Source organism: Streptomyces prasinopilosus (genome assembly GCF_001419695.1).
Taxonomy (GTDB): Bacteria; Actinomycetota; Actinomycetes; order Streptomycetales; family Streptomycetaceae; genus Streptomyces; species Streptomyces prasinopilosus.
The window spans coordinates 1-12867 of record NZ_LIRG01000166.1 but is presented as its reverse complement, the minus strand read 5'-3'; the positions used below and the strand labels follow the sequence as shown (position 1 = coordinate 12867).

The following is a 12867-nucleotide window of genomic DNA, read 5'->3' as shown; positions in this document are numbered from 1 at the left end:
CCGCGCGTTTCGCACCGAGAGCGAACCTCTCCCCGGACGCACTGGTGAAGCTCTGGCCCACGGCCGCCGATCCCGACGTCTCCGCCGCCGGCCTGCCCGCACCGGCCCTCCGCCGCGAGAGCGCCGAACGGCCGGACCTCTCCCTCCGGCTGCGCCGTATGACCTCCCCGACGGGCCTGCGGCACCTGCCCACGCCCCCGTGGCCGGTCTGCCCGGTCTCTCCGAAGCGGGATCACCCCTCCGAGGCGTACCTCACGAAGTGCGCCCACGGGCCGGGGGTGAGGGCCAGTCGGGGGCCTTCGACGTCCTTGGAGTCGCGGACGTGCACCGTGCCGGGGGTGAGGGCAAGCTCCACGCAGGAGTTGCCGTCGGTACCGCCGCTGTAGCTGCTCTTGAACCACACTGGTTCGGAGGCGTCTCCGGCAGAGTTCTTGCGAATCATGCTTCTCCCAGCAGTGTCTCGATGAAGGCCGACGACTCCCTGGGCGGGAGAGCCTGCGCCCGGATCGTGCCATACCGCAGCTCGACGATGCGCAACTGCTTCGGGTCGGTGATCGGCCGCCCGTTGAACGCACCATCGGAGCGCCCCACCGTCGTACCGTCCGGGAACTTCAGCAACTCGATCCTGCCGTCCAGCCCTGGATGGGCATCGGTGTCCGTCGGCATGACCTGAAGCGTGACATTTTTCAACTGCCCCACCTCTAGCAGACGTTCGAGCTGTCGCCGCCACACCATTGTGCCCCCGACCCGCCGACGCAGCGGGGCCTCTTCCAGTACGAAGTGCATCGAGGGAACCGGATCGCGTTCGAAGACGGATTGCCGAGCCAACCGTGCAGCCACCATGCGTTCCACATCATCGGACGAGTACGGCGGCTGCGCAGCCTCGATCAGGGCTCTTACGTGCTCCGGTGTCTGCAACAGCCCGGGGACGATGTTGCACTCGTACAAGCCGATCTCGACCGCCCTGGCCTCCAGCTTCCCCAGCTCCCGCACCCTCTTCGGGTACCGGACCTTCTTCACGTCCTCCCAGGCCGCCGCGACGAGCCCGCCCGCGCCCAGCACCTCGTCGGCCCTGTCCAGGTACTCCTGCCGGGGAATCCGCTTCCCGCTCTCCACCTTGTAGACCAGGTCGTCCCCGTACCTGACCGCCGCCGCGAAGTCGGCGACCCGCATCCCCACGGCCTCCCGCCGCAGTCTCAACTGACGCCCCACCGTGGCGAGAACGGCCACGCCCCACTCGTCGTCCGGGTCCACCTCCCACCCCGGCTCGTCCGCCTCGCCCCCGACCCGTACCGCCTCGCCGTCCACCGACATGTCGCGCCTCTCCGTCGTCCCGCGCCGTACCGCGACGCCCTGCCCCCGGACCAACCGCCTCGGCCGTCCGGACAGCACCGGACACCCCTCGGACAGTCACCGGATGCGGCCGATCCGTCACATTCACGTTAGATCGCGATAGGTCTCCCTCAAAGGGCCGGCCATGCGATTCACCCCTTCGGGTATCACCACGCCCTACCGGGCCGGCCGCACCTCCCGGCTCCCCCTCCGTGCCGTCGGCGGAGCCCTCCGCCCCGAGGTCACCGACGCCCGGGGTGAACGGCCTCCCCACGCGCGACCACCCGCCGCACCACCCGTTTCGCGGTGGTCGGCACCACCTCGCCCAGTACGCGGAACCGTCGCTCCCGGCGATCGGCCCCGGCTGCCGCGAACCTCCGCCGTCCCTAACGACGCCGTGGCCGCCGAGGACTAGCCCTCGGAACCCGGAGAGCCGGTCACCGGCCGGCGAGACGTCCGCAGCGGGACCTGTGCGGTGGCGGAGCGCAAGGGCTGACCTCGTCCGAGCACCGGGTCCGTACCCGCCTCCCCGCCGTCCGCCGGGCGACCGGCGGGACTCCGCCACGACGAGCCGCGCGGGCCCCTGCGGCCGGACCGGCGGGAGGTCAACTGGGTTGCCGTGAAAGCGAGAACGGGTGATGTGCCAAGGTGGTGCGATGACAGATCCTGGGGGCGGCACGGGGGTGCCGGTACGGCGTTCCCGACTTGCCGAATACGCGGAGATGGCCGGTCAACCACCAAAGGAATCGCGCCCGTTGGAGGTTTCCGGGAGCACCCCGGCGCTCGCGGGTCCCGGCCCGGCGGAGACGGACCGGGGCGCCGAGCCCTCCGATGCGGAAGTCGCGTCCCGGCGCCGGGAGTTCACCGCGCTGCTGGCGGCCTTCCGGGACACGGCGGTACTGGTCCCGCTGCGGAGCGGCGGATGGCTCACCGCCGACTTCGGCGGCGTGCGCTGGATCCTGGCCTTCTCCGACACATCGGCCCTGGCCCGGTACGCGTCGGCCCGCGACGAGGCCCACCAGGAGTGGACGTACCGGACGGTGCTCGGGGCGCGGCTGCTGGACGTGGCGGTGCCGGCGGCCGGGGTTCCCTGCGGCGTGGCCCTGGACGCGGCCGACGGCGTCGAGCACGCGGTGCTGTTCCCGCCGGTGGCGGGAGTGGTGCCCGACGCCTTCGCCGTGGATCACGTGCGTCGAGGGGGTGCGCCCCGATGACGGGAGGCGGCGACGGCAAGGACCTGGCGGCGATCGGCCTCGACGAGATCGCCAAGGGGCTGACGCTCGCCCTGGGCGAGCTGAAGGAACTCGGCATGGTCGGCGAGGCCGGCACGGGCCGCGGCTTCGGCGACATCGCGCTGTCCGGGCTCGAACTGGGCGCGGCGGGCCTCACCAGCGCCTTCGACTCCTTCTGCGAGCGGTGGGAGTGGGGCGTGCGCTCCCTGATCAACGAGGGGAACGGGTTCGCGCTCAAGACCGGGCTGGCGGCCGGCACGTACTACGAGGTCGACCAGTACGTGGAGGGCGCCATGAAGATCGGCGTCAACTCCGTCATGGGCAACCCGTACGCCTCCGAGGAGGAGGTCACCGGCAAGGACTGGGGGCAGGTCCTGTCGAGCAACGCGTTCACCCACGTCAGGGACGCCGACTACAGCAAGGAGTCCTTCGACCGCGCCTGGGAGAACAGCGCGCAGGGGTGGAAGGACGCGGGCCGGGACGTGATGACCTCCGAGAACCTCGGTCTGCCGGGGGTGGGCCCGGAGAGCGTGCGCGAGCGACTGGGAATCTCGCAGGCCCAGTACGAGCGGATGCTGGACGAGCAGTTCGGCCCCTCCCCCGAGGCCCGGGCCGCGGCTGCCGAGCAGCAGGGCGGTGAGCGCTGATGGGCGTCCTCGACGACCTCGGCGACGACCTGGGCAAACTGAAGGACGGTCTCGACAGCGGCCTGAGGATCGTCGAGCACGGCGTCGACGCGGGCAAGCGGGTCGTCGGCGAAGGGGTCGACTGGGGCACCGACCGGCTCGGCGAGGGCCTGGACAGGGTCGGCCTGAAAGGCGCCGCGGACGCGGTGGAGGACTGGGGCGACGAACTCGCCTCCGACCTCGGCGCCACACCGGGCGAACAGCAGCTCGGCCAGACCGGGGAAGCCGGGGAACTCGTCCACGGGAACCCCGAAAGGATCCGGAGCAGCGCCGCGCACCTCCGCGACTTCTCCGCCGCCTTCGACAAGGTCGGCTCGGGGATGAAGAAGGTCGACTCCTCCAGGTGGCGCGGTGAGGGCGGAGACACCTTCCGCGAGAAGTTCGGCGTCCACCCCGCGAAGTGGCTCCGGGCCGCCGACGCCTGCGAGACGGCCGCAGGCGCACTGGAGTCCTACGCCGACACCGTCACCTGGGCGCAGGGGCAGGCGCAGGAAGCGATCGCGCTCTACCGACGGGGCAGACGCGCCTCCGAGCAGGCCGTCGAGGCCCACAACGAACGGGTCGACGCGTACAACGCCAGGATCGGAGCCGGGCAGGACCCCGGACCGGCCCCCGGGCCGTTCCGCGATCCCGGCAAGGAGACCGTCCGGCAGGCGCGCGAGAAGCTCGCCGAGGCGCGCAGGCAGCGCAACACCGCGGCCTCGGACGCCGAGAGGAGCATCAGGAAGGCCCTGGCCCACGCCCCGGCCGAGCCGCCGCCGCTGGAACGCATCGGCAACAACCTGGTCGACGGCTTCATCGCGGGGAACATCGAATCCACCCACCTCGTGGGCGGTGTGGTCAAGGGCACGGCCGGTCTGCTCACCTTCGTCCGCGGCGTCAGCCCCGTGGACCCCTACAACCTGACCCACCCGGCGGAGTACCTCGAGAACACCTCGATGACACTCTCCGGCCTGGTCTCCACCGTGGCCCACCCCGACCGGGCGGTGACCGCCGCGGTGGAGGGCTTCAAGAAGGACCCCTCCGAGTTCATCGGCCGCCTCGTCCCCGAACTGCTCGGCACCAAGGGCGCGGGAGTGGCCCGCGGCGGCCTCCGGCTCGCGGTGAGGGAAGGGGTGGAGGGCGGCGTCGGAAAGACCATGCCCAGCGGGACGAAGCTGGCGGACGAGGCCCCCGGCGCGGTGCCCAAGGACTGGAGTGACCTTGCGCGGTCCACGGACCATGTCAAGGAGAAGGCGATTCACTATGAATCCGTGGCCCCGGAGAAGGCCCAGGATTTCCTGGACAGCGAATACCCGTGGCTTCGGGACGTCAACAATAAAGACAATCCCGGATACATGGACAACTGCAGCCACAACGTCGTAACCGTGGATCGCAGGCTGGACGGAATCGACGTCAGCGCGGCACCCAAACAGCAGCCCGACCACATCCCCCCCCGAGCAGCTCGGAATGAAGGACAGGGCAAAGGGACACTACGACATGGTCAACAGTTACGATGACGTCATCAAGGATCTTCAAACTCGAGGCGAAGGCTCCAGAAGCGCCGTGTACATCAGTCGGCCCGACGGCAGCGCACACGTGTTCAACGCCGTGAACAGCAGGCACGGAGTGGTCTTCCTCGACGGCCAGAGCGGCACCCTCGGAATCCTGGAGAAAAACGTGTCATCAATCGGACATATTCCTTACCGCAATGGGAGTTCTTAAATGCTGAGCCGGGACGAAGCCGTCGCAATGGCTTCCGAATACCTCAAAAAGAAAGCACACCCGGAGAAGCCTGATTCCGTGATAATGCTCCCTGAAACGGGTGTCAATTACGCATACGGTTGGACGGTTCGATTCGATTTCAAGGAGCATATCGAGACGGGCGATGCTGCTCAGGCTCCTTTCACATCGGTCGTCGTCGTGCCGCACGACGGAACGGACCCTCACTTTTCCCCGACCTATCTCCCGGTGGGCCGATACATGGAGTTGCAGGCATCGGGCGAGTGGCCCCACGGCTGGCCGCCGAGGAGGAACCACTGACATGCCGAGCCCCGAGCAGCAGGCCACGGCCTGGCTGAACGCCACCTACGGCGGTCTCGTCCAACTGGCCACCCCCTACCCCGTGCACGAGGCCCCCGGCGCCTGGTTGATGGCCTGCCGGGCCCTGCCGCAGGCCGGTTATCCGGAGACGCCGATGCTCGCTGCCTCGGTCGTGGTGCCCAAGAACGGCGGCAGCCCCTTTCACCCGGCGCCGAGCACCCCGCTCGCCGACCTGGAGCCGGTTGCGCCGCAGGAAGCGGCCCGCCGGGCGGAGGACCAGCCCCGCCGCCTCAACGCCCGGGGCTGCGTCGTCTCCCTGCACTCCGCGATCAACGGTGCCCCCTCCGTGCCGCTGCCCTGGCGTCCGGCGGACGAGGCACCCGGCTGGTGGGACCGGCTGGTCCGCCGGTACTTCCCCGAGTTCACGCGGGTCGACGTCGGCGGCTGGGACGACGTGGTCCGGTCGGTCACGGAAACCGGACCGGACACCCGTGGCCTGGTGTGGGTCCGGCGGGAGGTCGGTGGCCAGGAGGCGACGGGCAACCTGCTCTACGCGCACAACAACAAGGGGCAGGTGGTCCTGCTGGACGCCCTGACCTCGTCCCTCGCCCGGCTCGACCCCTCGCTGGTCCGCGAACTGGTGCTGATGCGCGCGCTGCCGGGGGCCTTCACACCGCACCGTGCCCCGTGGGAACAACCGGCACCGGACTTCGCGTCCGCCGTCGGCAAGGCCCGCCGGTGGCTCGAGGACGCCTACCACGGCCAGGTCGAGCTGCACGCCCCTACGGCGCAGGACGAGACCGCGCGCGGCTGGGTCTTCTCCTGCAACACCACGCGTTTCCTGCGCGACGGCCAGTGGCGGGACGCCATGCTCGACGCGACGGTCGTCGTGCCGAAGGACGGGTCCGCACCGTTCGGCCTGCCCAACACCGATCCGTGGACCTGGCTGGCCCGTTGGGACGCGGGCGCCACCCCGGGGACGGCGGACTTCCCGAAGCCACCGCCTCCGGCGCGCGCCGCGTGGTTCGAACCGACACTCGCCGAACTCGGCCCCGTCCTGTCGGTGTCCGAGCACCGGGACTGGGCATCGGCGCTGGAGGCCGCCTCCGCCCTGCCGGTCGCGGCACGGGCCCTGATCTGGGCGCGCCGCACCGACGGCCGGGGCCGGGAGGCCGTCGGCCGGCTCGTGAACGCGCTCCGCCTGGAGACCGGCGTGATGGTGGTCGACGGCTCCACGGGCGAGCCCGTCTCCTTCGACCCGACGGGGGTTCAGCGACTGCACGTGATCCGGTACCGCTGAGGTCCGCACGAGACGTGGCGGCGGCCCCGACACGGGGGCCGCACCACCCCTGCCCCTCCCCCTCTCACTTGGTGGTCTCTCCGACGAAGCTGAAGGTGTGGCTTCTGAGGACAAGAGGACTAGCGGAGCGAGCACGGGCGGAGGGCCCCACCAGGGCAGCGGCCGATCCGAACCCGGCGCGGCCCATGCTGAGCACTTCGACGCGGCACCCGATCGTGAAAGCCCGGCCGGCACGGGTTCCGAAGACCGTGATCACCGGATCAGCCCGCGCTTCGCCGAAGGCGTCGGCGGACGTCGCGGACCACGGCGTCTCCTCCCTGACGGCCGGGACCATCGAGCCGGTCCTGCCGGCAGGCTACGCGGCGTGGCTCCGCCCGCCGGACGGCAACCGCGCTCCGGGGCGGATCGCCTGGACGCAGCGCGGCCCTGGAGCGCGGTGTGCCGGGGCAGGAGGCCACCGTAAGGGCCTCCAAGGGGTGCGGGGGCGCGCCTGCGGGTGGCACCCGTCGGTCTGCTGACGGGGCTGACGGCGGAACAACGTGCCGGTACGGCCCAGTTACCGGTCGTGCCGGCCTACGGTCGCTCCACGGCGCCTATGGCCGGCGACCTCACCGCGCACGCCGTACGGCTGCTCACCCGCAGCTGCCACCCCTCGGAGTTGCTGCCGCGGCCGCATCACCACGGCCGGTCCGCGCACCGGACGCACCGCCGGGGCCGGCCCGGCGCTCTCGCGCAGCGGCTGCCGAACCGGCTCAGACGGCCTCGCCGCTCCCGAGGACCTCCGCCGCCGACGTGGCCGTGATCGCCCGGGTGAACCAGACATCCAACGTGTCCAGGTCGCGGCATCCGGCGATACGCTCCCGCTCCTCCGCGGACATCTCGATGCCCCGGCCGTCGAGCAGCCGCAGGATGTCATCCGTCCGGCCCTCGATCCGGCCTTCGTCACGGCCTTCGTCGCGGCCCTCCGCCCGGAGCCTTTGAGCGGTCTCCGACTGGAAGAAGGAGAGGTCGACAGCCATCAGGTACCTCCAGAGATCCGCGGCCGGCGTTTTGCCGAGGCCTTGTTCGGTGAGTTCGATGAAGATGCCCGCGGTGTCCTCGTCCTCGGCCGACAGGCCCTTCAGTGCCTTTGCCAGCGCGTTCAGTATGGCATCGGCGTCCGGATCCCGGCGGTGCAGAGCCGCCGACAGGACCGTGAGCGGAATGTCGCGAGCGGCCTCGTCGGGGCTGGCGATCACCGGCAGACTGTCCGGCCCCAGGACCAGGGGACGCAGGGTGAGCGAGGGCCACTGCGGCGGGCCGATGTCGACCTGCCGGGCCGCCCAGGCCGCGGTGGACCGGTCCGCGCAGACGACGAGGAGGACCGGGGGGACGCCGTACTTGGCGTACAGGTGGGAGAGGTAGTACGCCCAGCTCGCGGGCTTGTCGGGGGCCCGTTTCCCCTGGGACTCGACCGCAAGGATGAACTCGCCGTCCCCGGTGTCCATCCTCAGCAGCGTGTCCACCCGTCGCTCCATCGGACGGGTCTCCGTGAGGTCGGTGGGAAGCGGGGAGGCGGAAACAGGCGGCGGAAAGGAAACACCGAGCCCTCTGACGGCACGGGCGAAGAGGCCCGGGTCCTCCTGGAAGATCCGGTGCAGGGCCTCATGGGATGAACTGAGCATGATCCGAAACTAGGACCGCCTCCCCCTCCACGGCGCGCATATGCCGGCCCTTCCCGTGATCGAGTGACGGGCAGGACACGGAGGTTGACACCATCGGCCCCCCGGGACGCGAAAGGGCCCGCACGACCGAAGTCGTGCGGGCCCTCTCAGGTGCTCGCAGAAGAGCTACCAGGTCTGATCGGAAGCAGCCGGAGCTTACTTGTTGATCTTGGTGACCTGGCCGGCGCCCACGGTCCGGCCACCCTCACGGATGGCGAACTTCAGGCCCTCTTCCATGGCGATGGGCTGGATGAGCTCCACCTTCATCTCGGTGTTGTCACCCGGCATGACCATCTCGGTGCCCTCGGGGAGGGTCACGACGCCGGTCACGTCCGTCGTACGGAAGTAGAACTGCGGGCGGTAGTTGTTGAAGAAGGGGGTGTGACGGCCACCCTCGTCCTTCGACAGGATGTAGGCCTGGGCCTCGAACTCGGTGTGCGGGGTGACCGAACCGGGCTTGATGATGACCTGGCCGCGCTCGACGTCCTCGCGCTTGATGCCGCGGAGCAGCAGACCGACGTTCTCACCGGCCTGGCCCTCGTCGAGCAGCTTGCGGAACATCTCGATACCGGTGACCGTGGTGGTGGTCTTGTCCTGCTTGATACCGATGATGTCGACGGTCTCGTTGACCTTCAGGACACCGCGCTCGATACGGCCGGTGACGACCGTACCGCGACCGGTGATCGTGAAGACGTCCTCGATCGGCATGAGGAACGGCTTGTCGACGTCACGCTCGGGCTGCGGGATGGCCTCGTCCACGGCCTTCATGAGGTCGAGGACCGAGTTGCCCCACTCCTTGTCGCCCTCGAGCGCCTTCAGCGCCGAGACCTTGACGACCGGAACGTCGTCGCCCGGGAACTCGTACTCGGAGAGCAGCTCACGGACCTCGAGCTCGACGAGCTCCAGGATCTCCTCGTCGTCCACCATGTCGGCCTTGTTCAGGGCGACGACGATGTACGGAACGCCGACCTGGCGGGCCAGGAGCACGTGCTCCTTGGTCTGCGGCATCGGGCCGTCGGTGGCGGCGACCACGAGGATGGCACCGTCCATCTGCGCGGCACCCGTGATCATGTTCTTGATGTAGTCCGCGTGACCGGGGCAGTCGACGTGGGCGTAGTGACGCGACTCGGTCTGGTACTCGACGTGCGAGATCGAGATCGTGATACCACGCTGGCGCTCCTCGGGCGCCTTGTCGATCATGTCGAAGGCCGAGGCCTGGTTCAGGTCGGGGTACGCGTCGTGCAGCACCTTGGTAATGGCGGCCGTGAGGGTCGTCTTACCGTGGTCGATGTGACCGATGGTGCCGATGTTGACGTGCGGCTTAGTCCGCTCGAACTTCGCCTTCGCCACTGGGGTCCTCCTGTGGAGTGGTTCTGTACGCCTTACTCATCGGCGCCAGGTGATCTTTGCTGGAAAGCCCGGGGCCGGGGGCATTCCACCGGTTCTCGGTGAAATGCCCCAAGCAAGGCTCCGGGGTCAAGCCTAAAGCGTGCGAACGGAGACCGTTACTCGCCCTTGGCCTTCGCGATGATCTCCTCGGCGACGTTCCGCGGAACCTCGGCGTAGGAGTCGAACTGCATCGAGTAGCTTGCGCGACCCGACGTCTTGCTGCGGAGGTCCCCGACGTAGCCGAACATCTCCGAAAGGGGCACGAGGCCCTTCACGACGCGAGCACCGGCCCGCTCCTCCATGGCCTGGATCTGGCCACGGCGGGAGTTGATGTCGCCGATGACCTCACCCATGTAGTCCTCGGGCGTGGTGACCTCGACGGCCATCATCGGCTCGAGGAGCACGGGCGAAGCCTTGCGCGCGGCCTCCTTGAAGGCCTGCGAACCGGCGATCTTGAACGCGAGCTCGGAGGAGTCCACCTCGTGGTAGCCACCGTCGATGAGCGTGACGCGGACGCCCGTCATCTCGTAGCCCGCGAGGATACCGAACTGCATGGCCTCCTGCGCGCCGGCGTCCACCGAAGGGATGTACTCCTTCGGGATGCGGCCACCGGTCACCTTGTTCACGAACTCGTACGAGGCGTCGCCGCCCTCGATGGGCTCGATCGCGATCTGCACCTTGGCGAACTGACCGGTACCACCGGTCTGCTTCTTGTGGGTGTAGTCCACGCGCTCGACGGCCTTGCGGATCGTCTCACGGTAGGCGACCTGCGGCTTGCCGACGTTGGCCTCGACCTTGAACTCACGGCGCATGCGGTCGACCAGCACCTCGAGGTGCAGCTCGCCCATACCGCCGATGATGGTCTGGCCGGTCTCCTCGTCCGAGTGGACCTGGAAGGACGGGTCCTCCTCGGCCAGGCGCTGGATCGCGACGCCCAGCTTCTCCTGGTCGCCCTTCGACTTGGGCTCGATGGCGACCTGGATGACCGGCGCCGGGAAGTCCATGGACTCCAGGATCACCGGCTGCTTGTCGTCGGACAGCGTCTCACCGGTGGTGGTCTGCTTCAGGCCCATGACGGCGACGATGTCGCCGGCGCCCACCGACCCGATCTCCTCACGCTTGTTCGCGTGCATGCGGTAGATCTTGCCGATGCGCTCCTTCTTGCCCTTGACGGAGTTCAGCACGGCGGTGCCGGACTCCAGGCGGCCCGAGTAGACCCGGACGTAGGTGAGCTTGCCGAGGTGCGGGTCGCTCGCGATCTTGAACGCGAGGGCCGACAGCGGCTCGTCATCGGATGGCTTGCGCTTGACCACGACCTCGGGGTCCTTGACGTCGTGGCCCTCGATGGCCTCGATGTCGAGCGGGGTCGGGAGGTAGCGCACGACCGCGTCGAGCAGGGGCTGGACGCCCTTGTTCTTGAACGCGGTGCCGCAGAACACCGGGGTGACCGTGGTGTCGCTGGACTTGCCGGACGCGATGGTGATGCGACGGATCGCGGCGTACAGCTGCTCCTCGGTGGGCTCCTGGCCCTCGAGGTACAGCTCCATGATCTCTTCGTCGTTCTCCGCGACGGCCTCGATCAGCTTGCCGCGCCACTCCTCGGCGGCCTCGGTGTGCGTGGCCGGGACGTCGACGGTGTCGTACATCTCGCCCTTGGCGGCCTCGGCGGACCACACGAGCGCCTTCATGCGGACCAGGTCCACGACGCCCTTGAAGTCGGCCTCGGCACCGATCGGCAGCTGCATGACCAGCGGCTGCGCGCCCAGGCGGTCCTTGATCATGTCGACGCAGCGGTGGAACTCCGCGCCGGTACGGTCAAGCTTGTTGACGAAGCAGATACGCGGCACGCCGTAACGGTCGGCCTGACGCCACACCGTCTCGGACTGCGGCTCGACACCGGCGACACCGTCGAACACGGTCACGGCACCGTCGAGCACGCGCAGGGAACGCTCCACCTCTACGGTGAAGTCGACGTGCCCCGGGGTGTCGATGATGTTGATCGTGTAGTCGTTGTCCTCGAGCGGCCAGTGACAGGTGGTCGCAGCAGAGGTGATCGTGATGCCACGCTCCTGCTCCTGCTCCATCCAGTCCATCGTGGCGGAACCCTCGTGGGTCTCACCGATCTTGTACGACACGCCGGTGTAGAACAGGATCCGCTCGGTGGTGGTCGTCTTGCCCGCGTCGATGTGGGCCATGATCCCGATGTTGCGGACCTTGGCCAGGTCAAGTGAAGTGGTAGCCATAAGGCTTCAGTCTTCTCTCGGTCTCGATGTGGGTAGCGACTACCAGCGGTAGTGCGCGAAGGCCTTGTTGGACTCGGCCATCTTGTGCGTGTCCTCGCGCTTCTTCACCGCGGCACCCAGGCCGTTGCTGGCGTCGAGGAGTTCGTTGAGCAGACGCTCGGTCATGGTCTTCTCGCGACGGGCGCGGGAGTAACCCACCAGCCAGCGCAGCGCCAGGGTGTTGGCACGGCCGGGCTTGACCTCGATCGGCACCTGGTAGGTGGCGCCACCGACGCGGCGGGACTTGACCTCGAGGGTCGGCTTGATGTTCTCGAGAGCGCGCTTCAGCGTGATGACCGGGTCGTTGCCGGTCTTCTCGCGCAGGCCCTCCATGGCGCCGTAGACGATGCGCTCGGCGGTGGAGCGCTTGCCGTTCAGCAGCACCTTGTTGATGAGCGACGTGACAAGAGGAGAACCGTAGACCGGGTCGATGATGACCGGGCGCTTCGGGGCGGGGCCCTTACGAGGCATTCTTACTTCTCCTTCTTGGCGCCGTAGCGGCTGCGGGCCTGCTTGCGGTTCTTGACACCCTGAGTGTCGAGCGAACCACGGATGATCTTGTAACGAACACCCGGCAGGTCCTTCACACGGCCGCCGCGCACGAGCACGATGGAGTGCTCCTGCAGGTTGTGTCCCTCACCCGGAATGTAAGCAGTGACCTCGATACCGCTGGTCAGACGCACACGCGCGACCTTACGCAGGGCCGAGTTCGGCTTCTTCGGGGTGGTCGTGAACACGCGCGTGCAGACGCCGCGACGCTGGGGCGAACCCTCGAGTGCGGGCGTCTTGTTCTTCTCGACCTTGTCCTGCCGGCCCTTCCGGACCAGCTGCTGGATCGTAGGCACTACTTCTCCGGTTTCTGTGTGCCGAATGGTGAAGCTAACCTGGAACATTCACCGACCCACGCGGTCGGGCGTGTCG

General features: G+C 68.7%; 13 protein-coding genes. 6 read left to right on the top strand and 7 right to left on the bottom strand.

Going from position 1 to position 12867, the window contains the following annotated elements:
* Nucleotides 1-232: 232 nt before the first annotated feature.
* Together AOK18_RS08290 and AOK18_RS08285 are read right to left on the bottom strand one after the other, a co-directional pair.
* Nucleotides 233-442 carry a DUF397 domain-containing protein gene (locus AOK18_RS08290; protein WP_055693897.1) on the bottom strand — a complete coding sequence of 70 codons (210 nt, stop codon included), beginning with the start codon at nucleotides 440-442 and terminating at the stop codon, nucleotides 233-235.
* The gene (locus AOK18_RS08285; RefSeq protein WP_055693896.1) at nucleotides 439-1314 is read right to left on the bottom strand and encodes a helix-turn-helix domain-containing protein; all 876 of its coding nucleotides are present in this window, start codon (nucleotides 1312-1314) and stop codon (nucleotides 439-441) included. Before AOK18_RS08285 ends, AOK18_RS08290 begins: the two co-directional genes overlap by 4 nt.
* Before the next feature lie 773 nt (nucleotides 1315-2087).
* On the opposite strand from AOK18_RS08285, the gene AOK18_RS08280 reads away from it, so the two are divergent.
* Genes AOK18_RS08280 through AOK18_RS30490 form a run of 6 tightly spaced genes read left to right on the top strand, consistent with a single transcriptional unit; the run spans nucleotide 2088 to nucleotide 6572 of the window.
* On the top strand, nucleotides 2088-2546 hold the full coding sequence (locus AOK18_RS08280; protein ID WP_240503111.1) for a hypothetical protein: 459 nt from the start codon (nucleotides 2088-2090) through the stop codon (nucleotides 2544-2546).
* Nucleotides 2543-3211: a hypothetical protein gene (locus AOK18_RS08275; protein ID WP_055570312.1), complete on the top strand. Its 669-nt coding sequence runs from the start codon at nucleotides 2543-2545 to the stop codon at nucleotides 3209-3211. Before AOK18_RS08280 ends, AOK18_RS08275 begins: the two co-directional genes overlap by 4 nt.
* Nucleotides 3211-4749, top strand: a complete 1539-nt coding sequence (locus tag AOK18_RS08270; RefSeq protein WP_055693894.1) for a WXG100 family type VII secretion target — start codon at nucleotides 3211-3213, stop codon at nucleotides 4747-4749. Before AOK18_RS08275 ends, AOK18_RS08270 begins: the two co-directional genes overlap by 1 nt.
* A complete protein-coding gene (locus AOK18_RS35315; protein WP_079104907.1) occupies nucleotides 4700-4954 on the top strand; it encodes a toxin glutamine deamidase domain-containing protein in 255 nt (84 codons plus the stop codon). Before AOK18_RS08270 ends, AOK18_RS35315 begins: the two co-directional genes overlap by 50 nt.
* Entirely contained in the window at nucleotides 4955-5272 is a 318-nt protein-coding gene (locus AOK18_RS30495; protein ID WP_079104906.1) for a YrhB domain-containing protein, read from the top strand.
* A 1-nt stretch (nucleotide 5273) separates the two neighbouring features.
* Nucleotides 5274-6572 carry a YrhB domain-containing protein gene (locus AOK18_RS30490; protein ID WP_079104905.1) on the top strand — a complete coding sequence of 433 codons (1299 nt, stop codon included), beginning with the start codon at nucleotides 5274-5276 and terminating at the stop codon, nucleotides 6570-6572.
* Nucleotides 6573-7324: 752 nt separating this feature from the next.
* On the opposite strand, the gene AOK18_RS08255 is transcribed toward AOK18_RS30490, so the two are convergent.
* The 5 genes from AOK18_RS08255 to rpsL all read right to left on the bottom strand — a co-directional run bounded on the left by AOK18_RS08255 (nucleotide 7325) and on the right by rpsL (nucleotide 12791).
* Nucleotides 7325-8236 carry an RpnC/YadD family protein gene (locus tag AOK18_RS08255; protein ID WP_055693892.1) on the bottom strand — a complete coding sequence of 304 codons (912 nt, stop codon included), beginning with the start codon at nucleotides 8234-8236 and terminating at the stop codon, nucleotides 7325-7327.
* Between the two features lie 195 nt (nucleotides 8237-8431).
* Nucleotides 8432-9625: an elongation factor Tu gene (tuf, locus tag AOK18_RS08250; RefSeq protein ID WP_055570309.1), complete on the bottom strand. Its 1194-nt coding sequence runs from the start codon at nucleotides 9623-9625 to the stop codon at nucleotides 8432-8434.
* 155 nt (nucleotides 9626-9780) lie between these two features.
* Complete coding sequence (gene fusA, locus AOK18_RS08245; RefSeq protein ID WP_055570308.1) at nucleotides 9781-11907, bottom strand: elongation factor G; 2127 nt, start codon at nucleotides 11905-11907, stop codon at nucleotides 9781-9783.
* A 39-nt stretch (nucleotides 11908-11946) separates the two neighbouring features.
* Nucleotides 11947-12417, bottom strand: a complete 471-nt coding sequence (gene rpsG, locus AOK18_RS08240; RefSeq protein WP_003974303.1) for a 30S ribosomal protein S7 — start codon at nucleotides 12415-12417, stop codon at nucleotides 11947-11949.
* 2 nt (nucleotides 12418-12419) lie between these two features.
* Nucleotides 12420-12791: a 30S ribosomal protein S12 gene (gene rpsL / locus AOK18_RS08235; protein WP_003948652.1), complete on the bottom strand. Its 372-nt coding sequence runs from the start codon at nucleotides 12789-12791 to the stop codon at nucleotides 12420-12422.
* Nucleotides 12792-12867: the final 76 nt, after the last annotated feature.

Coding starts and splice junctions, on each gene's coding strand:
- fusA (WP_055570308.1), bottom strand. CDS start 11,907: ATGGCTACCACTTCACTTGACCTGGCCAAGGTCCGCAACATCGGGATC.
- rpsG (WP_003974303.1), bottom strand. CDS start 12,417: ATGCCTCGTAAGGGCCCCGCCCCGAAGCGCCCGGTCATCATCGACCCG.
- AOK18_RS08255 (WP_055693892.1), bottom strand. CDS start 8,236: ATGCTCAGTTCATCCCATGAGGCCCTGCACCGGATCTTCCAGGAGGAC.
- AOK18_RS08285 (WP_055693896.1), bottom strand. CDS start 1,314: ATGTCGGTGGACGGCGAGGCGGTACGGGTCGGGGGCGAGGCGGACGAG.
- AOK18_RS30495 (WP_079104906.1), top strand. CDS start 4,955: ATGCTGAGCCGGGACGAAGCCGTCGCAATGGCTTCCGAATACCTCAAA.
- AOK18_RS35315 (WP_079104907.1), top strand. CDS start 4,700: ATGAAGGACAGGGCAAAGGGACACTACGACATGGTCAACAGTTACGAT.
- AOK18_RS08275 (WP_055570312.1), top strand. CDS start 2,543: ATGACGGGAGGCGGCGACGGCAAGGACCTGGCGGCGATCGGCCTCGAC.
- AOK18_RS08290 (WP_055693897.1), bottom strand. CDS start 442: ATGATTCGCAAGAACTCTGCCGGAGACGCCTCCGAACCAGTGTGGTTC.
- AOK18_RS08270 (WP_055693894.1), top strand. CDS start 3,211: ATGGGCGTCCTCGACGACCTCGGCGACGACCTGGGCAAACTGAAGGAC.
- AOK18_RS30490 (WP_079104905.1), top strand. CDS start 5,274: ATGCCGAGCCCCGAGCAGCAGGCCACGGCCTGGCTGAACGCCACCTAC.